The sequence below is a fragment of the Corallococcus sp. AS-1-12 genome (genome assembly GCF_020036995.1).
Lineage (GTDB): Bacteria > Myxococcota > Myxococcia > Myxococcales > Myxococcaceae > Corallococcus.
On record NZ_JAIQDD010000006.1, the window covers coordinates 28,000 to 53,146 of the forward strand.

Annotated in this window: 19 protein-coding genes; 10 read left to right on the top strand and 9 right to left on the bottom strand. The window is 71.3% G+C overall.

Annotation, left to right across the window (positions count from 1 at the left end; translation table 11 throughout):
• Window positions 1-116 precede the first annotated feature (116 nt).
• Together K8556_RS11940 and K8556_RS11945 are read left to right on the top strand one after the other, a co-directional pair.
• Complete coding sequence (locus K8556_RS11940; protein WP_223740172.1) at window positions 117-1,541, top strand: sugar porter family MFS transporter; 1,425 nt, start codon at window positions 117-119, stop codon at window positions 1,539-1,541.
• Between the two features lie 133 nt (window positions 1,542-1,674).
• Window positions 1,675-3,474: a DUF4215 domain-containing protein gene (locus K8556_RS11945; protein WP_223740173.1), complete on the top strand. Its 1,800-nt coding sequence runs from the start codon at window positions 1,675-1,677 to the stop codon at window positions 3,472-3,474.
• Window positions 3,475-3,504: 30 nt separating this feature from the next.
• Here K8556_RS11945 and K8556_RS11950 read toward each other — a convergent pair whose 3' ends face one another.
• The 4 genes from K8556_RS11950 to K8556_RS11965 all read right to left on the bottom strand — a co-directional run bounded on the left by K8556_RS11950 (window position 3,505) and on the right by K8556_RS11965 (window position 9,606).
• Complete coding sequence (locus K8556_RS11950; RefSeq protein ID WP_223740174.1) at window positions 3,505-4,407, bottom strand: hypothetical protein; 903 nt, start codon at window positions 4,405-4,407, stop codon at window positions 3,505-3,507.
• 117 nt (window positions 4,408-4,524) lie between these two features.
• Window positions 4,525-6,855, bottom strand: coding sequence for a serine/threonine-protein kinase (locus tag K8556_RS11955; protein ID WP_223740175.1), 2,331 nt, complete (start codon window positions 6,853-6,855; stop codon window positions 4,525-4,527).
• A gap of 17 nt (window positions 6,856-6,872) precedes the next feature.
• A complete protein-coding gene (locus K8556_RS11960) occupies window positions 6,873-8,543 on the bottom strand; it encodes an adenylate/guanylate cyclase domain-containing protein (protein ID WP_223740176.1) in 1,671 nt (556 codons plus the stop codon).
• Between the two features lie 127 nt (window positions 8,544-8,670).
• Window positions 8,671-9,606, bottom strand: a complete 936-nt coding sequence (locus K8556_RS11965) for a DUF1778 domain-containing protein (protein ID WP_223740177.1) — start codon at window positions 9,604-9,606, stop codon at window positions 8,671-8,673.
• A 72-nt stretch (window positions 9,607-9,678) separates the two neighbouring features.
• Between K8556_RS11965 and truD the strand changes: the two genes are divergently transcribed.
• The 7 genes from truD (at window position 9,679) to K8556_RS12000 (ending at window position 18,152) form a co-directional block, all read left to right on the top strand.
• A complete protein-coding gene (truD, locus tag K8556_RS11970) occupies window positions 9,679-11,319 on the top strand; it encodes a tRNA pseudouridine(13) synthase TruD (protein ID WP_223740178.1) in 1,641 nt (546 codons plus the stop codon).
• A gap of 96 nt (window positions 11,320-11,415) precedes the next feature.
• Window positions 11,416-11,988, top strand: coding sequence for an RNA polymerase sigma factor (locus K8556_RS11975; protein ID WP_223740179.1), 573 nt, complete (start codon window positions 11,416-11,418; stop codon window positions 11,986-11,988).
• Window positions 11,985-12,491, top strand: coding sequence for a hypothetical protein (locus K8556_RS11980; protein ID WP_223740180.1), 507 nt, complete (start codon window positions 11,985-11,987; stop codon window positions 12,489-12,491). Before K8556_RS11975 ends, K8556_RS11980 begins: the two co-directional genes overlap by 4 nt.
• 8 nt (window positions 12,492-12,499) lie before the next feature.
• Window positions 12,500-14,035: a polymer-forming cytoskeletal protein gene (locus K8556_RS11985; protein ID WP_223740181.1), complete on the top strand. Its 1,536-nt coding sequence runs from the start codon at window positions 12,500-12,502 to the stop codon at window positions 14,033-14,035.
• 210 nt (window positions 14,036-14,245) lie between these two features.
• On the top strand, window positions 14,246-15,592 hold the full coding sequence (locus K8556_RS11990; RefSeq protein ID WP_223740182.1) for a 2Fe-2S iron-sulfur cluster-binding protein: 1,347 nt from the start codon (window positions 14,246-14,248) through the stop codon (window positions 15,590-15,592).
• Window positions 15,589-17,079: an FAD-dependent oxidoreductase gene (locus tag K8556_RS11995; protein WP_223740183.1), complete on the top strand. Its 1,491-nt coding sequence runs from the start codon at window positions 15,589-15,591 to the stop codon at window positions 17,077-17,079. The genes K8556_RS11990 and K8556_RS11995 overlap by 4 nt, the downstream gene beginning before the upstream one ends.
• A gap of 278 nt (window positions 17,080-17,357) precedes the next feature.
• A complete protein-coding gene (locus K8556_RS12000) occupies window positions 17,358-18,152 on the top strand; it encodes a serine protease (RefSeq protein WP_223740184.1) in 795 nt (264 codons plus the stop codon).
• A gap of 11 nt (window positions 18,153-18,163) precedes the next feature.
• Here K8556_RS12000 and K8556_RS12005 read toward each other — a convergent pair whose 3' ends face one another.
• Window positions 18,164-19,039: an SDR family oxidoreductase gene (locus tag K8556_RS12005; RefSeq protein ID WP_223740185.1), complete on the bottom strand. Its 876-nt coding sequence runs from the start codon at window positions 19,037-19,039 to the stop codon at window positions 18,164-18,166.
• A gap of 146 nt (window positions 19,040-19,185) precedes the next feature.
• On the opposite strand from K8556_RS12005, the gene K8556_RS12010 reads away from it, so the two are divergent.
• Window positions 19,186-19,647 carry a universal stress protein gene (locus K8556_RS12010; protein WP_223740186.1) on the top strand — a complete coding sequence of 154 codons (462 nt, stop codon included), beginning with the start codon at window positions 19,186-19,188 and terminating at the stop codon, window positions 19,645-19,647.
• A 24-nt stretch (window positions 19,648-19,671) separates the two neighbouring features.
• Here K8556_RS12010 and K8556_RS12015 read toward each other — a convergent pair whose 3' ends face one another.
• The 4 genes from K8556_RS12015 to K8556_RS12030 all read right to left on the bottom strand — a co-directional run bounded on the left by K8556_RS12015 (window position 19,672) and on the right by K8556_RS12030 (window position 25,012).
• Complete coding sequence (locus K8556_RS12015) at window positions 19,672-20,352, bottom strand: Fe2+-dependent dioxygenase (protein ID WP_223740187.1); 681 nt, start codon at window positions 20,350-20,352, stop codon at window positions 19,672-19,674.
• Window positions 20,353-20,391: 39 nt separating this feature from the next.
• The gene (locus K8556_RS12020; RefSeq protein ID WP_223740188.1) at window positions 20,392-22,668 is read right to left on the bottom strand and encodes a TonB-dependent siderophore receptor; all 2,277 of its coding nucleotides are present in this window, start codon (window positions 22,666-22,668) and stop codon (window positions 20,392-20,394) included.
• A 300-nt stretch (window positions 22,669-22,968) separates the two neighbouring features.
• Window positions 22,969-24,267 carry a PepSY domain-containing protein gene (locus tag K8556_RS12025; protein ID WP_223740189.1) on the bottom strand — a complete coding sequence of 433 codons (1,299 nt, stop codon included), beginning with the start codon at window positions 24,265-24,267 and terminating at the stop codon, window positions 22,969-22,971.
• A 28-nt stretch (window positions 24,268-24,295) separates the two neighbouring features.
• Entirely contained in the window at window positions 24,296-25,012 is a 717-nt protein-coding gene (locus K8556_RS12030; protein WP_223740190.1) for a TonB family protein, read from the bottom strand.
• Between the last annotated feature and the right edge of the window lie 135 nt (window positions 25,013-25,147).

Sequence of the window (25,147 nt, forward strand, 5' to 3'; positions counted from 1 at the left end):
GGGCGGCGGCCTGCCCGGGGGTGCCTTTCGGCGCCCACCAGGGGCACCTCTCCTCAGGGCCGTGGTGCGAACCGCGAGGGCCGGACACGTGCCCGTCCCAGGGGGAGGAGCACGTCATGGCGGATGTCCTGGATATCCCGGCGCGCCGGCAGCCCACCGCACGGCCAGAGACCCACACCGGCAGAATCATCGTCATCTCCGTGGTGGCCGCGCTCGGAGGCTTCCTCTTCGGCTTCGACACCTCCGTCATCAACGGCACCGTGAGCGCCCTGCGGACGGAGTTCGCCGCGAGCGAGCTCGCCCTGGGCCTCTCCGTGTCCTCCGCGCTCATCGGCTCCGCGGCGGGCGCCTTCGGCGCGGGCCACATCGCGGACCGCTACGGCCGCCGGCGCACCATGATGATCGCGGCGGCCCTGTTCACCATCAGCGCCCTGGGCTCCGGCTTCGCGTTCTCCCTGTGGGACCTGAGCTTCTGGCGGCTGGTGGGCGGCCTGGGCGTGGGCGCCGCCAGCGTGGTGGCCCCCGCGTACATCGCGGAGATCGCCCCGGCGCACCTGCGCGGCCGGCTGGCGTCCCTGCAACAGTTGGCCATCGTCGTCGGCATCTTCATGGCGCTGTTGGGGGACTTCGCCATCGCGCGCGCCGCGGGCTCGGCCTCGAACCCCGGCTGGCTGGACCTCACCGCGTGGCGGTGGATGTTCTTCAGCGGCCTGCCGCCCGCGCTCCTCTACGGCATGGGCGCGATCTTCATCCCGGAGTCCCCCCGCTTCCTCGTGGCCAGGGGCCGCGAGCAGGAGGCCCTGGGCGTGCTGCGCGACATCGAAGGGGACACCGCGCCGTCCAAGGTCGCGGAGATCCGCCGCTCGCTGCGCACCCACTACACGCCGCACCTGGCGGACCTGAAGGGCGGCCGCTTCGGGTTCCTGCCCATCGTGTGGATCGGCATCGTGCTCGCGATGCTCCAGCAGTTCGTGGGCATCAACGTCATCTTCTACTACTCCAGCGTCCTCTGGCAGGCGGTGGGCTTCTCCGAGCAGAACTCGCTGGCCATCACCGTCATCACCAGCGTCACCAACATCCTCACCACGCTCGTGGCCATCGCGTTCGTGGACAGGATTGGACGCAAGCCCCTGCTGATCATCGGCTCCGTGGGCATGGCGCTCACCCTGGGCCTGATGGCGTACCTCTTCGGCACCGCGCCGCTGGATGCCGCGGGCAAGCCGGTGCTCCAGGGCGCCGCCGGCACCACCGCGCTCATCGCCGCCAACCTCTACGTCGTCTTCTTCGGCTTCTCGTGGGGGCCCGTCGTCTGGGTGCTGCTGGGGGAGATGTTCCCCAACCACATCCGCGCGCTCGCGCTGTCCATCGCGGCCATGGCGCAGTGGCTGGCCAACTTCCTGGTGTCCGCCACCTTCCCGTCGCTCCAGGCCCTCGGGCTGGGCTGGGCGTACGGCCTCTATGCCGCGGCCGCCGTGTTCTCCCTCTTCTTCGCCGCCCGGTTCATCCGCGAGACGAAGGGTCGGGAGCTGGAACAGATGTAGCCCCGCCAGACAGGGAACGCCGCAGGGAAGCCCGTCCACCCGTACGGGCTTTCTGCATTTTTACGCACCGGCTGGGTGAGAAAACACCTGATCCATTTGACACGTGGGGTCACCGGCTCTCAGCATCCCCTTCATGCTGAAACATTCCCCCCCGCTCCCCCGGCTCGCGAGCCTCGTGCTCGCTTCCCTCCTCCTCGCACTGACAGCCTGTCCTGGCAACGACGACCCGGACGAAGACGGCGGTACGAACATCACGGACGGTGGCACCGGCGACGGCGGCTCCACGGACGCCGGCAACACGCTTCCGGACGGGGGTTCGTACGATCCGGGCCCGCAGGTCTGTGGCGACGGCAAGGTCCAGAAGGGCGAGGTGTGTGACGACGCCAACACGGTGAGCGGCGACGGCTGCACGTTCGACTGCAGGGAGGTGGAGGTCGGCTTCGAGTGCCCCCAGTGGGGCCGTCCCTGCGTCATCGCGACGGCGTGCGGCAACGGCATCGTCGAGGCCGGCGAGGTGTGCGACGACCGCAACAACGAGTCCAACGACGGCTGCAAGGCGGACTGCTCCGCCGTGGAGACCGGCTGGAGCTGCCCCTTCCAGGGCCAGCGCTGCCGCGCGTCCGAGTGCGGTGACAAGATCATCGCCGGCGAGGAGGAGTGCGAGGACGGCAACACCTTCAACGGCGATGGCTGCAGCAACACCTGCCGCCTGGAGCAGGGCTACAAGTGCGACACCGTGGGCCAGCCGTGCACGAAGACGACCTGCGGCGACAACAAGAAGGAAGGCACCGAGCAGTGCGACGACGGCAACCACGACATGGGCGACGGCTGCTCGCCGCTGTGCGTGCTGGAGCCCAAGTGCGTGAACGGCACCTGCGAGGCCCGCTGCGGCGACGGCGTCATCCTCCCCGGTGACACCACCGAGCAGTGCGACGACGGCAACACCCGCTCCAACGACGGCTGCTCGTCCACGTGCCAGTTGGAGGCGGGCTTCGCCTGCGTCCGCGTCACGGAGTCCCCGCCCAACTCGGTGGAGATCCCCGTCGTCTACCGCGACTTCTGCGGCGTGAACTCGGGCTGCAAGTCCCCCGCCATCCTGCACCCGGACTTCAATGACGCGAACGGCGCGGAGCAGGGCATCGTCGGCGCGAAGTTCGCCGCGCTCGGCGCGGACGGCAAGCCCGTCTACGCGAAGGAGGGCGTGTCCTCCGGCACCACCCACGGCAAGACGGCCTTCGACCAGTGGTACCGCGACACGCCCAACGTCAACATCACCGAGGTCGGCACGCTGAAGCTCAACAAGCAGGGCAACGGCTCCTACCTGTTCGACGATCAGACCTTCTTCCCGCTCGACGCCAGCGGCTGGGTGGGCCTGGGCAAGGAGAACAAGCTCAACGACAACACCGGCACCGCGCGCAACTTCAGCTTCACCAGCGAGACGCGCTACTGGTTCGAGTTCAAGGGCAACGAGGTGCTGACGTTCCTGGGTGACGACGACGTCTGGGTGTTCATCAACCGCAAGCTCGCCCTGGACCTGGGCGGCGTGCACGGCGCCACCTCCGGCACGGTGTCCCTGGCGGACGGGCCCACCGTGGCCGGCCTGGGCCTGGTGAAGGGCAAGATCTACGAGGTCGTCGTGTTCCAGGCGGAGCGCCACACGTCCGCGTCCTCGTACAAGCTGACCCTGAACAACTTCGAGACCCAGCGCACCGAGTGCAAGTCCACCTGCGGCAACGGCACGGTCGACCCGGGCGAGACGTGCGACAACGGCAACGACAACGGCCCGGGCTACGGCAAGTGCAGCCTCACCTGCATCTGGAACGCCCGCTGCGGCGACGGCATCACCCAGTACAACTTCGGTGAGACGTGCGACGACGGCAACAACAACGATCGCGATAGCTGCCCGAACAACTGCCAGATCGACCCGGGGTAGTCGTCCCGCGGTCACCGGCCCGCCCGGACCTCACAGGGTCCGGGCGAGCATGAACACGGCGGCCAGGGACAGCGCCCCGGCCGCCGCGAAGTGCCTCCAGGCCCGGCGGGACAACACCCCGCCGGTGCCCGCGGCCTCCTCCCCCAGCACCAGCAACGCCGGACGCCCGCCGCGCCCGCGCAGCTCGAAGGTGCCGTCGCGGGACCCGCGCTGCAGCTCCCCCACCACCAGGCACGCCTCTCCGGGGACGCCCACGCGCTCCCAGGACAGCGCCTGCGCGGGCGCCCCCAGCAGCTCCTCGCGGGTGAGCGCGGGCGGCGCCGCGCACCGCCGCACCTCCACCGGCGCCAGCAGCGCGGACGGCGCGAAGCCCACCGCCGCCCGCGTGCGCTCGCCCTTCAGCAGCAGCACCGGCGAGTACGCGCGCTCCCGCGACAGCAGCGGCCCCTTGCGGCCATGCGGCCCCACCGCGTGCACCGCCGCGTCGTAGAAGGCGCACGGCACGCCGCCTGGCGACGTCAGCAGGTCCACCGAATCCAGTTGGCCCCGGTACACGCCGAAGCCCGGGGGCCGCCCCGCGCGCAGGGCCTCCACCGCCTCATCCAGCGGCAGGGGCGCGGCGCCGCGCAGCGCATCCGCCCGCAGGCGCACCCGGGCGCCCCGGGCGGACACCCCCGCGGCCAGCACCAGCAGCACGCCGCCCAGCGCCTTCACCAGCACGTCCGGCGACACGGGCACCAGCGGCGTCCCGCGCATCCACGGGACGAAGAGCACCAGCCCCAGGGCCAGCGCCCCGAAGCCCACGAGCATCCCGCAGGGCCTCGCGCCCGGGGGCGTCCTCCCCAGGGTGAAGGTCGCCCAGAGCAGCAGGGCCAGGCCCACGCCACAGAGCGGCAGCAGGAGCACGCGCCCCAGGTCCACGTCCACGGCCATGCCCCACCCCCGCCCGCGTGCCACGAAAGGCCCCGCGCGACGCGGAAGCCCGGCGGGCGCAAGGTGGGGACGGGCGGACGGGGCGGCAAGCCCCATCCTCCGGAGGGGCTCGGCGGACTACTCGCCGGCGGCCACGCGGCGCACGGGGCGCTCCTGCAGCGGCCCCACGACCTTCAGGTCATCGAAGGTGCACTCCAGGTTGCGGCAGCCCAGGGCCAGCTTGCCCACGCGGCCCTCGAAGCCCGGCAGCACCTTGGAGGCGAAGAGCTTCTTGTTGAGGAAGGCGTCCACCCGCACGCCGCTCTTCTGCCGCTTGAGCTGGAGCTTCACCAGGAAGGGGCCCTGCTTGGGCACCGGCATCTCGTCCTGGACCAGGTTCTTGGTGTCCTCCGCGCTGTTGCCCACCACCTCATGCCCGTCGTCCGGGGAGAAGTAGCGCCACGACAGGCGCATGCCCGCGTCGGGGATGGCGAAGACGGACACCTGCACGTCGCGGATGCGGAACGCCAGCTCTCCGAAGTGCTGCCCGTCCTCCTCCACCGACCACTGCTTGCCCAGCGGGTTCACGTCCATCAGCACCTCGGCCGTGAAGTCGTCGCTCGTGAAGTAGCGGTGCGCCAGGTACGCGCGCGGCACCAGCTTGCCGTCCGCCTCGCGGCCGGCCTGCACGGCGCGCAGCTCTCCCTGGTCCATGGTCCACGTGCCGCTGTGGACGTTGATCTCCTCCTCGCCCGGCTCGAAGCCCAGCTCCAGGGTGGCGTCGTCCGACCCGGGCGCGGGCGGCGTGAGCTTCAGGCCGGAGAACACCTCCCCTTCCGTGTTGGCCGGGAAGTGCATGACGGGAGGCGTCGGGTCCGAGGCGAGCGGCGTGCCGGTCAGGCTCCCGAAGCCCACGAAGGCGCGCACCGTGAAGCCCAGCACGGCCAGCCCCCCCACCACGGACAGGCCGGTGCGCACCCGGCCCCAGCCCGCGTGGAGCGCCTCCAGCACCGCGGCCTCCGGGGCAGAGATGGCCTTCGTCGACGCCACGTGCGAGGGCTGCGCGCGCGCCAGCGCCGACGCGGGCGCCACCACGTGCGGCGACGACGAGGCCGTCACCAGCGCCTCCAGGGCCTCGCACACCTCCGTGGCGGTGGCGTAGCGGGCCTCGCGGTCCGTCTCCAGCAGGCGCTCCACCACCGGGTCCAGGCGCGGGTCCAGGCCGCGCACGCGCTCGGACGGCAGCTTGAAGCGGCCCACGGGCAGCTCGCCGGTGAGCGCCTCGTACATCATCACGCCCAGGGAGAAGAGGTCCGCCCTCCCGTCCACGTTCTTCGCGTCCCGGCGCTGCTCCGGGGCCATGTAGTTGAGCGTGCCCATGGCCACCGCGGTCGCGGTGAGCTGCTTCTCCGAATCCGGCTCGCGGATGCCCGCCAGGCCGAAGTCCGCCACCTTCGCGTGCAGCCGCCCGTCCAGCAGGATGTTCTCCGGCTTCAGGTCGCGGTGGATGATGTTCTTCGCGTGCGCGCACTCCACGGCGCGCGCCACCTGGAGCAGCACCTTCAGCGACTGCGCGGGCGTGAGCGGCTCCCGGCCGCTGAGCGCGTGGCGCAGCGACTGGCCCTCCACGTACTCCATGACGAAGTAGTAGTGCTCGCCCTGCACGCCCCGGTCGATGATCTGCACGATGTTCGGGTGGCTCAGGGCCGCGAGCGCGGTCGCCTCCTTGTCGAAGCGCGACACGAACTCCTCGTCCTTCGCCAGCCGGGGCGGCAGCATCTTCACCGCCACCGTGCGGCCCAACGAGCGCTGGCGCGCGAGCCACACCTCGCCCATGCCGCCGCGGCCCAGCACCTCCAACAGCTCCAGGCCCGGCAACTGGGGCTTCTGGCCCGTCAGCACCGTCTCCGCGGTTTCAATGTCGCGGAACCCCGTGTTCACCGGCGCGCGAGGCGCCTTCACCCCCAGCGACTCCGGGCGCACCAGCGTGGCCCCCACGGCCTCCGCCGCCGCCCCGCCCGGCGAGGGCAACGCCACCCCGGAAGGTGCGTCACGGCCTTCGGCGGCACCGGGCAGCCCCCCCGCGGGGAGCTCGCCCTCGTCCGCCTTCCCCACGCCATTGGCTCGCGGGATGCTCATCTCGTTTCCCCCTGGGACGGAGCCGGCCCTCATCTCCTGTCCCACCGAGTCCTCCCCGCCCGCTCCAACACCGGGAGCAGCGGGAGGTGACATCGATTCTGGCGGTCTCTCCGCCGTGCGCGGCGTGAACGTCACCGCGCTTCCTGCCTCGTCCGGGTCCCTGCCGGCCGGACGGATGCCCGACGGCTCAGCCGGGCGGTGGATGCCGGACACGTCAGCGCGCCGCACCTCGAAGCGGATGCCGCAGCGGCACGTGGCCTTCTGGCCGCTCACGTACACCCGGGTGTCGTGCACCGTGCCGCAGTTGGGGCACGACTGGGTGGTCGTCATGGCCGGGGGGCGCACCGTCAGCGCACCTTGCGGGAGGTGGAGGTGGTCAGCTCCGCGCCGTGGACGCGGAAGGTCTGCACGCCCTTCTCCTTGCCCTTCACCTGCAGCACCGGCAGCTCCTCCACGTCGAAGCCCGGCCCGGACTTGCGCACCGTGGCCTCGGACGCCAGCACCTCGCCGCTCTTGGCGATGCCGCACAGCCGCGACGCGGTGTTCACGGTGTCGCCAATGGCGGTGAACTCGTGCCGCTCCGCGCTGCCCATGTAGCCCACGACGGCCTGGCCCGTGTTCACGCCGATGCCCACTTCAATGGGCTTCTTGCCGTCCAGCACGCGCTGCCGGTTGAGCTCCGTGACGGCGTCCTGCATCTCCAGCGCGGCCCTCAGGGCCCGGGCCGGATCATCCGGGTGCGACGACGGCGGTCCCCACACCGCCATCACGCAGTCCCCGATGAACTTGTCCAGGTTGCCCTCGTAGCGGAACACCACGTCCGCCATGGCGCTGAAGAAGCTGTTGAGCATGGACACCACCTCCTGCGGCGAGTCGCTCTCCGCCAGGGTGGTGAAGCCCCGGATGTCCGCGAACAGGCAGCTCACCTCCGCGAGCCGGCTCTGGCGCAGGTCCTCCGTGCCGCCGTTGATCACCGCGTCCGCCACCGCCTTGGACAAGAAGCGCGACAGCTCCGCGCGCGTCACCGCCTCGTTGCGGATCTGCTCCGCCAGGGCCGCGTTCTCCAGCGCGATGCCCGCCTGCGCGGCGATGCCGGAGAGGATGGTCAGGTCCTTCTCCGAGAAGGCGTTGATCTGCTGGCGGCTGTCCAGGAACAGCACCGCCATGATGTCGCCGTTGACGAGCAGCGGCACCGCCATGGCGGAGCGGATGCCCTGCGCCACGATGCTCTCCGCGGCGGAGAAGCGCTCGTCGATGATGGCGTCCGCCGTGAGCACCGCCTTGCCCGTCTCCACCACGCGCTTGAGCACGGTGTCCGACAGCATGACGTTCACCTGCTTGCCCTGCCGGTGGTGCACCGCGGCCGGGATGAACTCCCCCTGCGGGCCCACCTTCAGGATGACGCCGTGGTCGGCCGCGAGCAGCTCGAAGGCGACCTTCAAAATCTGTTCGAACAGGTCGTCCTGGGTGCCCTTGAGGCTCACCTGCCGGTGGAACTCGTGGACGATGCGCAGCTTCTCGTAGTCCCGGCGCAGCGCGGCCACGTCCGTCACCTGGTCGGCGGGCCGGAAGTTCTGCGGCACCTGGTCCATCTGCGCCAGGAAGGCCGGCATGGAGACGGCGTTGGCCACCACCGTCACGCCCGGCAGCGTGGGCGGGTTGGCCGCGCCGGGCACGGCCTCGCCGCTGTGGAAGACGAGCCGCGAGGAGCCCAGGGCGATCTCATCCCCGTCCTTCAGCCGCATCTCCCCCGTCACCCGGCGCCCGTTGACGAAGGTGCCGTTGGACGAGTTCAGGTCGCGCAGCACGAAGTCGCGCCCCACCTTCTCGATGGTGGCGTGCTCCTTGGAGACCTCGCGGTCCACCAGCCGCAGCGTGTTGGACGGGTGGCGGCCGAGCGACGTGGTGGGGCCCAGGGGAAACTCCCCCAACGTCCCGTCCGCGAACCGCCCCGTCAGGTGCGGCCCGCGCGGGTGCGACCCGGACCTGGGCGGGAATGGGGCGGGTGCCTGGTTCACGCGCGAATCCTCACCGGCCCGGACACTACCAGAGCCTTCCGCCCCAAAGGAACGCTCGCGAAGCCCCCCGGGTTCCGGGCCGCCAACGCCCTGCACGGCCGGTCAGTCCCCGCCCCCGCCCCATCGCTCACGTGGAGGGCGGGGCCACCGTCCCCGGGGTGGCGGGGTTCACGGACGCCGCCGGGCGGCGCTCGGGGGCGCGAAAGCCCAGGCCAATGGACGGCAGGAAGGTCATCCCGCCCAGGTCCCGCTTCTGCCCGAAGATGTGGGGGTTGCAGAAGACGTAGCCGCCGGTGAGTTCCGCGTAGAAGTGCACGTACCGGTAGCCCACCGCGAAGCCCACCGTGGAGCCCACGAAGTGGCTGTTCACCGTGGACGGCAGGCTCGCGTCGAAGCCCGTCACCGGCTTGCCCTGCTGGGAGAAGTCCACCAGTTGGGCGTCCAGCCGGGTGTGGCTGAAGACGTACTTGGGGGCGCCGTAGAGCTTGAACACGTCGCCGTACTCCGCGCTCAGGTACAGCGGCACCTCCACGTCGGTCCGGCTGAAGTCCCCCAACTGGACCACCTCCAGGACGTCCATCACCGCCCCGGAGAACAGGTACTTGGACACCCCCACCCCCAGCGCCAGGTCATAGGAGCGGCGCGGCCCCGGCCCGCCGTGGGCCAGCCGCACCTTGCCGTCGAAGCGCAGCGAGTTGCCGTTGTAGCGCCCGCCCACGTCCAGCCCGTCCACCAGCCCCACCCGCACCATCAGCTCCGGGTTCACCCCCGGCGGCGCCACCACCAGCGCCAGGCCCGCCGTCAGCAGGCGCTGCTGGTCCTCCTCCGTGAGGGTGTAGGGCCGGTCCTCCTCGATGGCCCGCTTCGCCGCGCGCCCCTGGTCGATGCCCACGTCCACCACCGACGCCAGCGTCCCCACCGGGACGAAGACCCCCATGCTGCCCGTCACCTGGACCTGGCCGGGTGAGAGCGTCTTCGCGGTCTGCATGGTGGACAGCGGGGTCGCGCACCCCACGGCGAGCCCGGCGAGCACCAGGAGGAACAGGGCGGGAAGGTTTCTCATGGGGTTGCAGGTTAAGCCCATTTGCAGCGCGAACGCTTCTATCCGCGCGTCCACGCTGGTAAGGGGGCTGTCGTGCGAATCAAGCAAAAACCCGAGGACTTCTCCGTGAAGGAGTCCTACCGCTTCGACGAAGTCGCCAGCGGAAAGCATCGCGTCTACCTGATGGACAAGCAGAAGCTGTCCACCTTCGACGCGGTCAACCGTATCCGTGACGCGTTCGGCCTGAAGCCCGGCGCCATCAGCTACTGCGGCCTGAAGGACAAGCAGGGCCGCACCGAGCAGATCATCGCCGTGGATGGCGCGGACGTGGACATGCAGGAGCCCGACCTGCGCCTGAAGTTCCTGGGCCGGACGGACAAGCCGCTGTCCGCCAGGAACATCACCTCCAACCGCTTCTCCGTCACCGTGCGCGCCCTCACGCGCGACTCGCTGGCGCCCTTGAACCTGGCCGCCGCGGAGGTGAACCGGCTGGGCGTGGTGAACTACTTCGACAGCCAGCGCTTCGGCGCGCTCAAGCACGGCCAGGGCTTCATCGCCAAGGACCTCATCCGGGGCGACTTCGAGGCCGCGCTGCACAACTACTTCGCCCGCCCCTCGGACCTGGACCGCACCGAGGACGCCAAGGTGAAGGGCTTCTGGCGCGACAACTGGGGCCGCTGGGACGCGCGCGTCCCCTTCGAGGGCGCGAAGAAGTACCACCGCATCCTGCGCAGCCTGCGGGAGCACCCGGGCGACTGGCTCCGCGCGTTCCTGCAGATCGACTCGGACTACCGGGCGATGATCCTCTTCGAGTACCAGAGCTTCCTCTGGAACGAGGGCGTCCGCCGCTACCTCCAGTTGATGCTGCCGCGCGAGGCCATGTTCCCCATGCGCTACCAGGCCGGCACGCTGCTGCACTACCGGGACGCGACCCCGGACGTGCTGCACATCCTGCGCGAGAAGACCTTCCCGCTCGTGGGGCCGGACACCACCTTCGAGGACCCGAAGGTGGCGGAGGCCATGACCTGGGTGCTGGGCCGGGAGAAGCTCAAGCTCCCCGACCTGCGCATCAAGGGCGCGGAGCGGATGCTCTACTTCAAGGAGGAGCAGCGCCCGCTGGTGATGTTCCCGCACAAGCTCGTCGTGGGCCGCACGCAGAACGACGACGTGAACCGCGGCGACATCAAGGTCAACGTGGCCTTCACGCTGCCCCCGGGCGCGTACGCCACGCTGGTCATCAAGCGGCTGTTCCACTTCGAGTACACGGAGGACTCGAAGGAGGACATCCGCACCTCGCAGCGCCCGCGGCTCGTCACCACCGAGCGCGAAGAGGCCCGCGTGGAGGAGGCCCGGAGCGCCGCCCGCGCCTCCGAAGGCCCTTCGCGCCACCGCACCCTGGCGGACCGCGCCACGCCCCGCACCGCGCGTCCGGCCTCGTCCGAGCGCCCCGCCCGTCCGGCCGCCGCCAGCCGCGACGGCCGTGCCGCCACGCCGGGCAAGGAAGCACGGCCCCCCAGCCGCATCGGCCGGCCGGCCCGCGCTCCCCGTGAAGCGCTCCCGGAGCTGGATGAGGTCCGGGCCGCCCCCTCGCCTGCTCCGGAGCCGGAAATCCCGCTGGGCTTCCGGGCGAAGCAGAAGCAGCGCAAGCAGGTGAAGGCGGAAGGGCGGGCGGAAAAGGCCGAAAAGCAGCGCCTGGCCGCCGCCAAGTCCGCGAAAAAACAGAAGCGGAAGTGATGAGCGGGCACGGCGCAATGGCCTTTCGCCGTGCCCGTAGTCCAGGGCGTGAACGCTCTTGCCCTCGACTCGCTCCCCATGGCCATCGGAATGCTGATGGCTGAGGACGCCGCCCCGCTCCCCTGGAAGGCGGACGTGCAGGCCGCCCGCAAGGGGGACCCGTCCGCTTTCGAAGCGCTCGTGCGCAGCGTGCAGCGCCCGGTGTACGGACTGGCGCTGCGCCTGCTGCAGAGCGAGGCGGAGGCCGCGGAGGTCGCGCAGGAGGCCCTGCTCCGCGCGTACCAGAACCTCCACCGCTACGACGACGCGCGCCCGTTCGACCTCTGGGTGCTCGCCATCACCCGCAACCTCTGCCTGGACCTGCTCCGCCGCCGCACCAAGGTGCGCACGGAGGAGCTGGAGCCCATGAAGGAGGTGCTCCCCAGCAATGAGGTGTCCCAGGAGGACGGGGCCATCGCGCGCGAGGAGCGGCAGTCGCTGGAGGCCGCCATGGAGACGCTCTCCGTGGACGACCGTGAGGTGCTGGCCCTCTATTACGTCCAGAAGCGCACCACGAAGGAGATCGCGCAGATCATGGGCTGCGCGCCCGGGACCATCATGGCGCGCCTGTTCCGGGCCCGTGAGAAGCTGCGCAAGAAGATGGCGCCCGCCGAGGAGGAGACGCGATGAGCCCCACCCCCTGCCCCGACCTGGAGGTCCTCTTCGCGGAGCTGGAGGCCGGTGAGGGCCCCGCCCTGGACCACGCCGCGGAGTGCGAGGCGTGCGCCGCCCTGATGGAGGACCACCGCCTGCTGGAGAACGACCTGTTCCGGCTGGCGGATCCGCTGCCGCCCCCGTCGCTGGTCGTGAACGTGATGGCCCGCGTCGCGGAGAGCCCCGTGCCCCAGCGCCGCGAGGTGTGGACGGGCCTGTGCATCCTGCTCACGTCCCTGGCAATGGGGCTGGGTGTCCTGTTCAGCAGTGACCGGGCGCTCGGCCGCATGGGCACCGCGTTCGCGGCCAGCGTGCGTGACGGCCGCGCGTTCGTGGAAGGGCTGTTCAGCGGTGCGCACGCCCTGTGGAGCACCGCGGGGCTGGCGGTGGCCTGCATCGTCGCGTTCGTCGTGTTCACGTCGCTGTTCGGCCTGAAGCGCCTGGCCGGCTCCCCTCCTCCGTCCCTCTCCGAAGCCTGAGCGTGACCATGAAGATCCTCCCCCGCCTGTTGCTTCCGACCCTCCTCCTCGGCGCCCCGGTGGCGCTCGCGGAAGGCGCCCCGGCCCCCGCCGCCGCCACCGCGCCGGCCCGCACCATCGACGTGAGCTTCCGCGGTTCGCTGCGGGACGCGCTCAAGACCTTCGCGGAGAAGGGCGGCCTCAACCTGGTCGTCACCGGCGACCTGGACACCCCCGCGGAGGTGCGGCTGCGCGGCATCAGCGCCGAGCAGGCCCTGCGCACCGTGGCCCGCGCCTACTCGCTCCACCTGGAGCAGGACGGCTCCATCTTCACGCTGCGCCCGCTCACCGCGAAGGAGAAGGAGTCCGGCGGGAGCGCGGCCGTGACGGCGCCCGCCGCGCCCCCCGCCCCGCCCGCGCCGCCGGCCCCCGCCGCGCCGCCCGACGTGGCGGTGGACGCGAACGCGACGCCCGAGGAGCGCGCCCTGGCCCGCGAAGAGGCGGAGCGCGCCCGCGAGGAGGCGCGCGAGGAGGCCCGGCAGGCCCGCGAGGAGGCCAAGCAGGCCGCGAAGGAAGAGGCCGAGGCCGCCAAGCAGCGCATCCGCGAGGAGATCCGCAGCTTCCGCGACAGCTTCAAGCACAAGAAGGGCAAGCGCGGCGCCCGGGACGTGGTGGCCCGCGGACAGAACCTGGAGGTGAAGGAGGGCGAGTCCGTGGAGAGCGCCGTCGTGTACGGCGGCAACCTCATCGTGAAGGGCACCGTGGAGGACGACGCGGTCGCCTTCGGCGGCAACCTGGAGATCCAGGGCCACGTGGAGGGAGACGCGCACGCCTTCGGCGGCAACGTCATCCTGGGGCCCAACGCGCAGGTGGAGGGTGACGTGTCCGCCTTCGGCGGCCAGGTGCAGAAGGCGGACGGCGCCAGGGTGGAGGGCAGCCTGGAGTCCTTCGGCGGCGCGGGCCTGGGCCGCATGGTGGCGGGTGAGATCAAGCGCGGCATGCAGGACGTGCAGAACCACGACGCGTCCGTGGACCACGACGACGATGACGACCGCGACAGCCGCGGCGGCGGCCTGGCGTCCTTCATCCTCCAGTTCGCGCTGCTCTTCGGCCTGGGCTTCCTGGGGCAGATGTTCTTCCCGGCGCGCATGAAGGAGCTGGGGGATGAGATCCGAGCCAACCCCGCCCGCAACTTCTGGGTGGGCCTGGTCGGCATGGCGGCCCTCATCCCGCTGACCATCGTCCTGTGCGTCACGCTCATCGGCATCCCGGTGGCGTTCGCCCTGCTGGTCGCCTCCATGCTGGGCACGGCGCTGGGCTACGCGGCCGTCGCCAGCGAGGTGGGCACGCGGCTGCCGGTGCTGCGCGGCAGGAAGACGCAGGCGGTGGTGCTCGCCCTGGGCCTGGGCCTCATCCTCCTGGTGAGCCACATCCCGGTGCTGGGCGTGGTCCTCAACCTCATCCTCACCCCGCTGGCCTTCGGCGCGGTCATCCGCACCCGGTTCGGCTACCGCGGCCGGGGCATGCCGGAGCCCATCTTCCCCCGGAGCGAGAACCCGGTTTGACGCACCCGGCCTCACGGCCACCCGGGCTTGCCACACCGCATCATGAAGCCCCGCTCCCGAGCGCACCGGGAGTGGGGCTTTTCCTTCTCCAACAAGCCCCACGCTCGCGCGCCATCACCTGCGCTGTCGTGACCGGGTGTTGGCGGCGGGCGGGCGGGCGCTGACAGGCTTTGACCGGCTCCGTCGGGTGCGCCATTTTGCGCGGCACCCATGCGACGCCTCCCAGACGCAACCCCGCGCGGCAGGGCCATCACCGTGGACCTCGAGGGCGAGAGCATCCCCGCCATCGAAGGCGAGCCGGTGGCGTGCTCCCTCATCGCCGCGGGCGAGAACGTCCTCTCCCGCTCCGTGAAGTACCACCGCCCGCGCGGCCCGTACTGCTTCGCCGCGGCCTGCTCGCACTGCCTCATGCGCGTGGACGGACTGCCCAACGTCTACACCTGCCGCACCCCCGCGAAGGAGGGCATGCGGCTGGAGCGGCAGAACGCGTACCCGTCCGCGAAGGTGGACATCTTCGAGACCATCGACTGGTTCTTCCCCAAGCGGCTGGATCACCACGAGATGTTCGCGGGCGTGCCGGTGGCGGAGGACGTGATGGCGCGCGTGGCCCGGCAGTTGGCCGGCCTGGGCCTGTTGCCCAAGGAGGCGGGCCCGGCGCCCCTGCCCCCGCGCACCTTGCACACCTCCGTCGCGGTGGTGGGCGGCGGCGCGGCGGGCCTGGAGGCGGCGCGGGTGCTCGCCGGACAGGGCGTGCCCTTCCTGCTCTTCGAGCGCGACGCGAACCTGGGCGGACGGCTGGCCCACGGCGCCCCGGAGGACGGCGCGCCCTTCGTGCCGGAGGCCACCGCGTTCCCGCAGGGCAGCGTGGTGCGCGACGCCACCGTCATCGGCCTGTATGACGACGAGCACGGCCGCTACCTGGCGGTGACCGCGCGGGAGGCCGCGAACCTGCGGCTGCTCAAGGTCTACGCGAAGCGCTTCCTGCTCACGGTGGGCGGCCATCCCCCCACCCTCCCCTTCGAGAACAACGACCTGCCCGGCGTCCTCGCGGGCCGCGCGGCGAGCCTGCTCCTGCGCAAGCACGGCGTGGCGCCCCGGGTCGCGGCGCTGGTGGGCCACGGCCCGGAGCTGCACGCGCTGGCGCACCTGTTCACCCAGCGCGGCGTGGAGGTGGCGGCGGTGGTGGACCTGAAGGGCCCGCTGCCCGCGAACGCGCACCCCAAGGCCGTCGTGGGCGACGGACTCAAGGCCCACGGCCTGCGCGGCGTCACGGCGCTGAGCTTCACGCCCCAGGGCGGGCGCAAGCAGAAGGTGTCGTGCGACGCGGTGGTGGTGTCCGTGCCGGTGGCGCCGGGCTTCGAGCTGGCGCGCCAGGGCGGCGCGAAGGTGGAGTTCGACGCGGACGCGGGCCACTTCCGGGTGGAGGCGGACGCGGACGGGCGCACGCAGGCGGCGGACGTGTTCGTCGCGGGCGACGTGGCGAAGCCCGGCACGGCGAAGGACGCCGCGGCCATGGGCGCAAGAGCGGCCCGGGCGCTGCTGGGAGGGCTGTCATGAGCAAGGCGCTCGTCTGCACCTGCGAGGACGTCACCGTCACGGACGTGGAGCACGCCATCGAGCGCGGCTACCACGACGTGGAGTCGGTGAAGCGCTACACGGGCTTCGGCACCGGCATCTGCCAGGGCAAGAGCTGCCACGCCGCGGTGGCCGCGCTGCTCAAGCAGAAGGCCCCGGCGCTCAAGCCGGAGGGCGTGGTGCCCTTCACGCCGCGCCCGCCGCTGTACCCCACGGAGCTGCGCGTGCTCGCCAGCGCGCCGGTGGACGAGTCCGTCCCGCCCGTGGGCGGCGTGCCCCAGGAGCTGGAGCACTTCCCGTCCGCGCTGCGCCCGGAGGGGCCGGTGCCCCAGAAGGCGAAGGTGGTCATCATCGGCGGCGGCATCATGGGCCTGTCGCTGGCGTACAACCTGGCCCTGCGCGGAGAGACGGACGTCGTCGTGCTGGAGCGCGGCTACCTGTGCGCGGGCGCGTCCGGCCGCAACGGCGGCGGCGTGCGCATGCAGTGGGGCACCCCGGCGCTCATCGAGCTGGCCAAGCGCTCCATCGACCTGATGAAGGGCTTCGCGCGCGAGCTGGGCGTCAACGTCTGGCTGCGCCAGGGCGGCTACCTCTTCCTGGCCAAGCGCAAGGACACCGCGTACCGCCTGGATCGCAACGCCGCCCTGCACAACAGGTACGGCGTGCCCACGCGCATCATCACCGCGGACGAGGCGCGGCAGATCGTCCCGGACCTCACGATGAAGGACTGCGTGACGGCGGCCTACAACCCGGAGGACGGCGTCATCTTCCCCTGGGCCTTCCTGTGGGGCTACGCGCAGGGCTGCGTGAAGCGCGGCGTGAAGGTGGAGACGTACACCAACGTCACCGGCTTCGAGACGAGCAACGGCCAGGTGCGCAAGGTGAAGACGGACCGGGGCGACATCGCCTGCGACACCGTCGTGCTCGCCTCCGGCGCGTGGAGCCCCGCGGTCGCGAAGCTGGCGGACGTGAAGCTGCCCAACGAGCCGCACCGCCACGAGATCCTCAGCACCGAGCCGCTCAAGCCCTTCCTGTCGCCGCTGGTGTCGGTGCTCGACACCGGCCTGTACTTCAGCCAGTCCATGCGCGGTGAGATTGTCGGCGGCATGGGCGACCCGAAGGAGCCCGCCGGCCCCAACATGGGCAGCACCCTGCGCTTCGTGGCGCGCTTCGCCCAGGCCCTCACGGAGCAGCTCCCGCACGTGGGCCAGGTGAAGGTGCTGCGCCAGTGGGGCGGCCTCTACGACGTCACCCCGGACAACAACCCCATCCTCGGGCGCACCCCCGGCCTGGACAACCTGCTCCAGTTGTCCGGCTTCGTGGGCCACGGCTTCATGATGGCCCCCGCCGTCGCGGAGCGGATGGCCCAGTGGATGACCTCCGGCGGCTCCGACGAGCTCTTCACCCGCTTCAACCTCCGCCGCTTCGAGGAAGGCACCCTCGAGCGCGAGGACATGATCATCGGCTGAAGAATTCCGCCCTGCCCGCCCCTGTCTCCGCCTGGGACAGGGGCGCGCCCCGGATGCCCGCAAAAGCGGCACTCCATGAAAATCACGCAAGTCCCCGGGATGGCTGGGGATTCGCCGGGGAACGTGACGTTTCTTTACAAACGCAACCGGGTTGCACGGAGCATCCACGCTCCACCGTCACGGGGGCGTGACGGCGGGTCTCCTCTGGCGGGCCTCCTGGCACGGGGCGTGCCTGGGGAACCCGCGCCGCGCAATGCCGCGCGGGGGGAGAGTCAGAGATGGCCGCGAAGAAGCTCGTGGGTGCGATGCTGGTGATGGGCCTGACGGCGTGTGGCTCCGTGGAGCCCCTGGACGTGCCGGACGCGGAGCCCAACGAGGCGCTGGCGTCGCAGGAGTCCAACGTCATCGTGGGCACGCTGAACTGGGTGAGCGCCACGTCCCTCACGGGCACGCAGCGCACCCGGTCGCTGGCGGTGGGCTACCTCTCCATCCCGGCGGTGGGCAGCCGCTGCACGGCGTGGCTCGTCTCCAACGACGTGGTCATCACCAACAACCACTGCGTGGGCAGCGCGTCGGAGGCGGTGGGCGCGCGCGTGTCGTTCAACTACGAGGACGGCGTCGCGTCCGCCTCGCGCGTCTGGTACTCGTGCGCCACGTTCATCAAGACGTGGAGCACGGACGACATGACGGCGCTGCGCTGCGCGGCCGTCAACGGCCAACTGCCCGGCCAGGTGTACGGCTTCCTCACCGTCTCCGGCACCAACGCGGCGACGAATGACAGCGTGTACGTCGTGAACCAGAACTGCGACTACTACACGACGCCGTCCTGCACGCCGACGAAGAAGTCCTCGCCGGGCAAGGTGCTCAACGGCAGCTACAGCACCACGGACATCTCCTACGACGCGGACACGCTGGGCGGCTCGTCCGGCTCGCCCGTCATCTCCACGGCCACGAACCAGGTGGTGGCGCTGCACCACATCGGCATCGGCGGCAACTCGCAGGGCCGCGGCACGGCCAACACCGGCGTGAAGGCCACGCGCGTGAAGGCGCGCCTGGCGGAGATCGGCCTGTAGCCGCCACGCCGCTACGTGGCGGACGAAGGCTCTCCTCCGGCCAGCAGCACCGGCCGGGGGGGCGCATCCGGGCCGGTGGGCCCGGACGGGTTCAGGAGCAGCGTCCGCTTGAGGCCGCCCAGCGCCAGCCGCCCCAGGCCGCGCTTGAAGGAGCGCGGCAGGAAGCGCAGCAGCCGCATCACCCAGCGGTGCCCCAGGCCGGGGTACACCACCGCCTCGCCCCGCTCGAAGCCCGCCAGGGCCTCGCGGGCGCACTGGCGCAGGGACAGCTCGAAGAACGGCGACACCTCGCCCTCCAGGTGCGGCTCCAGCGCCAGCGGGCCGGGGGCCACGAAGGTGACGGGGATGCCCGCGTCCTTCAGCTCCAGGCGCAGGGATTCGCTGAAGCCGTCCAGGAAGCGCTGCGTGGCGGCGAACGTCACCGCGCCCGGGAGGAACAGGCGCGCCGCGCCCGAGCCCACCGTGAGGATGCCGCCCCGCCCGCGCTCCAGCATGGGGCGCAGCAGGCGGTGGGTGATCATGGCCGGCGCCAGCACGTTCGCCTGCACCAGCTCCTCGATGCGCCTCCAGCGCTCGTCCGCGTACAGCCCGCTGGAGGCGTAGTCCGCGTTGTTGATCAGCACGTCCACGCGGACGTAGTGGCGCTCCAGGTGTTCGAAGAGCGCGTCCACGGCGCGCGGATCATCCATCCGGCACGCGCGGACCATCACCCCCAGGGTGGGGTTCTGGACGAGCAGCTCCTCCCTCAGGCTGCCCAGGTCGTCCACGTCGCGCGCGACGAGCACCAGGGTCCTGACCCGCGGGGAGAGGAGCCGGGCGAGCTCGCGGCCGATGCCGCCAGCAGCGCCGATGATGAGCACGGTACCGTTGTCGATGGGAGGGCGCATATGGGGGCAGGACCTCGGACAGGAAGGTGCCCATGCGCGGGGCACCCTGCGTGCCCGCCCCGCTGCTCGGCCCTCCCTGGATGCCCCCTTGCCCTGGCGGCGGGCGGGCATCTACCTTCCAGCGCTCCCGCAGCAGGAGGACACCCATGCCTGGCCCTTCACGCATCCTCGTGCCGGTGGACCTGAAGGACGGTTCCCGGTCCGTCGTGGACTACGCGCTGCAGCTCGCCCGCCCCTTCGGCGCGACGGTGGACGTGCTGCACGCCTGGGAGCCGCCGCAGTACGTGGCGCCGGACCTGCTGGTGGCCTCGCCCGGCTGGGACGCCACGTCGCTGGAGGCGATGGCGCGCGACACCGCGGGCAAGGAGCTGGAGGCGCTCTTGCGCAAGGTGGACGGCAGCGCGCCGGTGGCGCTGTCCCACCGCGTGGTGATTGGCGAGGCGGGCAACGTGGTGCTGGAGGAGGCCGAGCGCGGGAAGTACGACCTCATCGTGATGGGCACGCACCAGCGCAAGGGGCTCACCCGCATGCTGCTGGGCAGCGTGGCGCAGAAGGTGGTGGGCCACGCCGCCTGCCCGGTGCTCACCCTGCACGTCAGCCCGGAGTAGCGCGGCTAGCGGCTCCTGCGCCCGCTAGGGCTCCGCCCACTGGCGCAGGAGGTTGTGGTACACGCCCGTGAGCATCACCAGCGCGGGGCTCTTGGGCACCTCGCGGGTGAGCTGCATGATGGACGTGTCCATGTCGAAGAGCAGCGCGCGCTTCCCCGCGTCGCGGATCATGCTCTGGACCCAGAAGAACGACGCCAGCCGCACCCCGCGCGTCACCGGCGTGACGTGGTGCAGGCTGGTGGACGGGTAGACGACGAGGTCCCCCGCGGGCAGCTTCGCCGAGTGGTTGCCGTAGGTGTCCTCCACCACCAGCTCCCCGCCGTCGTAGCTGTCCGGCTCGCTGAGGAAGAGCGTGGCGGACACGTCCGTGCGCAGGCGCTGGTTCGTGCCCAGGATGGGCCGGATGGCGTTGTCCACGTGCGAGCCGAAGTCCATCCCCTGCTCGTAGCGGTTGAACAGCGGCGGGAAGACGCGCTGGGGCAGCACGGCGGAGATGAACAGCGGGCTCTTCTCCAGGCCGGCCAGCACCAGGTCCCCCAGCTCCCGGGCCGCGGGGCTGCCTTCGGGGAGCTGGAGGTTCTTCTTCACCTGCGCGGACTGCCGGCCCGCGGTGGTCCGGCCATCCTCCCACGCCGCCTTGTCGAAGACGGCGCGGCAGTGGGCCACCTGCTCGGGCGTGAGGACCTGCGGGATGTGCACCATCATGATGAAGGTCCTCCTACGCCCGGCGGGTGACGCGCGCGACTAGAACCGCACGTGCGCGGAGAGCAGCGCCGACACGCCGTCCGCCGGCACGGCCTGACCGCCGTAGTACGCGTCGTAGTAGAGCTTGTCGGTCAGGTTGTAGACGTTGAGCTGCAGGTCCACCTTCTGGATGGAGTACGACGCGAACGCGTCGAAGCGCCAGTAGTTGGGCACCTTGCTGAGCACGACCGTCGCGTTGGCCGGGTTGTTCACCGTGGCCACGTCCTGGTACGTGGCGCCACCGCCCACGGACAGCGTGTCCAGGATGGCGTACGTGGTCCACAGCGAGAAGCTGCGCTTGGGCGTGTTCACCAGGCGCTGGCCCTCCAGGAAGTCATTGGAGTGCTCCCGGATGCTCGCGTCCAGGAACGTGTAGTTGGCGAACACGTTCCAGCGGCGCACCGGCGAGCCGGCGATGCCGAGCGCGTAGCCCTGCACCCGCTGCTTGCCCTCCAGCACCGTGGGCGGGCCGTCCGGATCCGAGTTGGGCACGCGCGCGTTCAGCTTGTTCGTGCGGAAGAGGGCGGCGTTGACGCTCAGGCGCTCCTGGATGAGGTCGGACTTGGCGCCGATCTCGAAGGTCTCGTTCTTCTCCGGATCCAGCGTGACGGTGTCGTTGGCCAGCGTGGCCAGCTCCGCGCTCGGGTTCTGGGAGGTGCCGTACATGCCGTAGACGCTGGTGTTCTCCGCCGGGTGGAGCACCAGGCCCACGCGCCAGTTGAACAGGCTGTTCTCCTGCTCGAAGGCCGCCACGTCACCCGTCGCGGCATGGGTCTCGTAGTCGCTGTGCAGGTTGTCCAGGCGCACGGTGCCCAGGACCTCCACGTACCTGCCCACCTGGATCTGATCCGACGCGTACGCGCCCAGGTTCCACTGGCGGCTGTAGTTGGTGGCGCCCGGGACGCGGTTCACGCCGGACAGGTCCGGGGTGGGGTCCGGATCGAACAGGTCCGCCGGCAGGTTGCCGCTGGCCGTGGTGAGGTTGACGCGGCCCAGCTCCCGCTGCTCGCGCGACACGTCCAGGCCTAAGTTGGCGGTGTGCTTGAGGAAGCCCGTGTTGAACACGCCGCGCACGTCCAACTGGTCCGCGAAGTACATGTTCTCCATGGACGTCTCGAAGCGCTGACGGCCGATGGTGGTGGGGTTGGTGGCCGGCGTCAGGCCGCGCGGCGCGGTGGGCCGGGCGAAGCGGTCCACGCCGCCGTAGCGCAGCGTGTTCGTCAGGCGGAAGGTGTCGCCCAGGTCCGCCAGGAGGCGCGCCGTGCCGATGTGCACGTTCACGAGCTCCGCGTCGCTGTCCTTCACGCCGTAGAAGTTCTCGCGGGGCACGTCCAGGGTGACGCCCACGGGGTAGCCGTTGAAGTATGGCTGGCCGTAGTCCGGCACGCTGTCCTCGTGCTGGTAGAAGTAGTCCACTTCCAGGGCGACCTTGTCCGCCAACTGGAAGCGCGCGGACGGCGCGATGCCCGCCCGGTTCTCCTTCACGACGTCACGGCCCGCGACGCCCGCCAACTGGCCCACGGCGCTCACGCGGAACTGGATGCCGTCGGAGAGCTCCTGGTTGACGTCCGCCTCGATGCGGCCGATTGGCGCCGTGCCGCCGGACAGGCGCAGGTCCGTGAAGGAGCCCTTGCGCGCCTTCTTCGTCACCAGGTTGATGGCGCCGCCCGTGGAGCCGCGGCCGAACAGCACCGACGACGGGCCGAAGTAGACCTCCACGCCCTCCAGGTTGAACGTGTCGCGGGTGAACCAGCCCAGGTCACGCACGCCGTCGCGCAGCGTGTCCGTCTGGGCGGAGAAGCCGCGCAGCGAGAAGGAGTCACCCTGGCGGCCACCCTCGCCCGCCGTCACCGTGATGCCGGACACGTTGCGCAGGGCATCGCGCAGCGTCGTCGCCTGCTGCTCCTCCATCACGCGCTCGGGGACCACCGTGATGGTCTGCGGCGTGTCCACCAGCGGCCGGGGCAGGCGCGTCAGGCTGGGCTCCGTGACGTTGTACTTCTGCGTCTCGCCTTCCACGGACACCTCCGGCAGCACGTACGCGTCGTCCGCGCCGGCCTCCTCCGCCGTCGCGTCCGCCGTGGGCGCGGACTCCGGGGTGCGCTCGGGGGCCGGGGCCTCCTGGCCCACGGGGGCGGGCTCCGCCGGCCGGGACTCCTGCACCGGCGCCGCCGCCTCACCCGTCACCGGCGTCTCCTGCGCCACGGCGCCACCCGCCGCCAGGGCGGAGGCGAGGCCTACGGCGGCGGGCCCCCAGGGCCAGAGCGCGCCACGCACGCCGCCAGGGTTGCCATGCGTGGAGCGGATACCAGTACGACCGGGCTTTGCTGTGGACACGAATCCCCTCGGGAAGGAAGCACTGCCTAGATGAGAATGATTCTCATATGCAGGACCCCGTTGCTCGATACAAGAAATTTCTTCCCGTCGACACAACAAGGAGCAAAGGCAGACAGATGGCCCTGCACTGCTTTGCATCAGACGGACGAATGCCACATGCCGCCGGGTGAAGACGACGAAGCCCGGAGCCGCGCTCGCGGTCCGGGCCTCGGGGATGCGTGGGCTTGCCGAGCCGCGACTTCAGGCGGCGTTCGTCTTCGACTCCGCGGGCGGCGCCACCGGGATCTCGGGGGCCACGGGCTGCGTCTTGCGGCGCGGGACGAAGCGGCGCCAGGAGAGCGCGTAGCCGGTGTAGACGAGGAAGACGGCGCCGAAGGACGCGAGCGCCGCGATGAGCTGGCCCATCCACCCCAGCGCCTCGCCGGTGTGCAGGAAGCGCAGCCACGTGCGCAGCTTCCGGCCGCTGTTGAAGTCCGCGTACGTCTCCGTCTTCAGGGACTGGGCCGTGTACGGATCCAGCGACACCGTGTTGGTGGCGAAGAGCGGCCAGCGCTCCTGCTCGCGGACGGTGAAGACGCTGGCCTGCGGGCCCTTCGGACCGCCGCGCCCCTCCGCGCGCCCTTCGCCACGCGGGCCCCCCTCGCCTCGCGGAGCACCTTCGGGACGGCCACCGGGGCCTCCGGCGCCCTGGGGCGTGGCCAGGCGCAGGGTGATGGCCTCCCAGGCGTTGGACTGCTTCATCACGGCCGCGAACTGCGCATCCAGCGGCTGGGGCTGCGTCCCCGGCGCGGGCGTGGGCACGGCCACGGGCGCCGAGGCGGCGGGCCCCTGCGCCGCGGGCGGCTCGTTGCCGGTGAGCGTGAAGACCAGGTTCGACGCCCACTTGTAGGAGATCACCGCGCCGGACGCGGTCAGCACCACCAGCACGGGCAGCGACCAGAAGCCGATGACGTTGTGCCAGTTGAAGTCGCGCGCCTTGCCCTTGAGCCCGCGGCGGAACCACAGGATGGGCCGCAGGGCGCGCGGGTTCCACTTGCGCGGCCACCACAGGAAGATGCCGGTGAGGCCCAGGAACAGGAACGCCAGGTTGGCCACGCCGGTGACGGCCTTGCCCACGGCGCGGCTGTCGCCCGACGCCGCGAGCCAGCGGTGCAGCTCCTCCATCGTGTGGAAGAACGAGCGCCAGCCCCGCGCGCCCTGCTCACGCACCTCGCCGGTGTAGGGGTGGACGTAGACGGCGGCGCCGCGGCCCAGGGCCACCGTCACCATGCTGTCCGGCTCCGAGGACACCGTCACGCCGGAGGGCGGCACGGCGGGCTTCGCCTCCTTCGCCTTCGCGATCATCTGCTCCAGCGTCAGGCGCGCGGCCCCCTCCGCGGGAGGCGCCGCGTGGCGGGCGTCACGGTCCGCCCAGTCGACGATCTGCGACTCGAACGCGATCGCCGCGCCCGTGAACGACATGACCGCGACCACGAGCCCCACGACGAGGCCGCAGACCAGGTGGATCCAGAAGAGAATCGAGCGGAGCTTGGGGTTCATGAAGGCTTCTTCGGGACCGCGAAGGGGACTACCTCAGGGCGAACTTCACCGGGATCACGACCTTCACGCGCACCGGCGCGCCGTCATGTCCCAGGGCGGGCGAGAAGCGCCAGCCCGCCACGGACTCGAGCGCGGCCTCGTCCAGCCCCGGCACCGAGCGATGGATGCGCGGCGAGCCCGGCTCCACCGCGCCGTTCGTGCCAATGACCACCATCACCATCACCACGCCGGTGATTCCGTCCTCGCGGGCGCGGCGCGGATACTCCGGCTTGCCGGACAGCAGCACCGGCAGCTTCATCACCTCGCGCGGCGTGTAGATGGGCGGCGCGGTGCCCTGCCCGCCGACCTTGCCGCCCACGACTCCGCCCACCACGCCCCCGACGACGCCGCCCACCGCGCCGTCCGGCACGCCCGGACCCGCGGGCGCCTGCGACGCGACCGCGGCCACCTCCGTCGCGGCCGGGGTCTCCACCTGCTCCACCACCGGCTCCGGCTCCTTCACCGGCTCCGGGACCTTCGCGGGCACCACCAGCTCCTGCCGCTTCGGGCGAGGCTTCTGCACCACCGGCTTAACCGGCTCCGCGGCCGCCTTCTTCAGCGCGCCGCCACCCAACGGCGGCGGAGGCGGCGCGTAGGCCATCAACACCAGCTCCGGCTCCGGCTTCCTGGGCTCGGGCACGGGGCGGCCCGGCATCATCAACCCCACCGCCACCGCCAGCACGTGCGCCACGGTCGCGGTCAGCAACGCCCCGCTCCAGCGCCCCCATCCCCCCTCCGCCGTCGCCGTGGCGGACTGGAAGAGTCCCGCCGGGCTCCGCACCGGATCCGCACGGACCGTCACAGCCTGCGGCAGTGTCGGGGCAGCACCCAATCCGTCGTC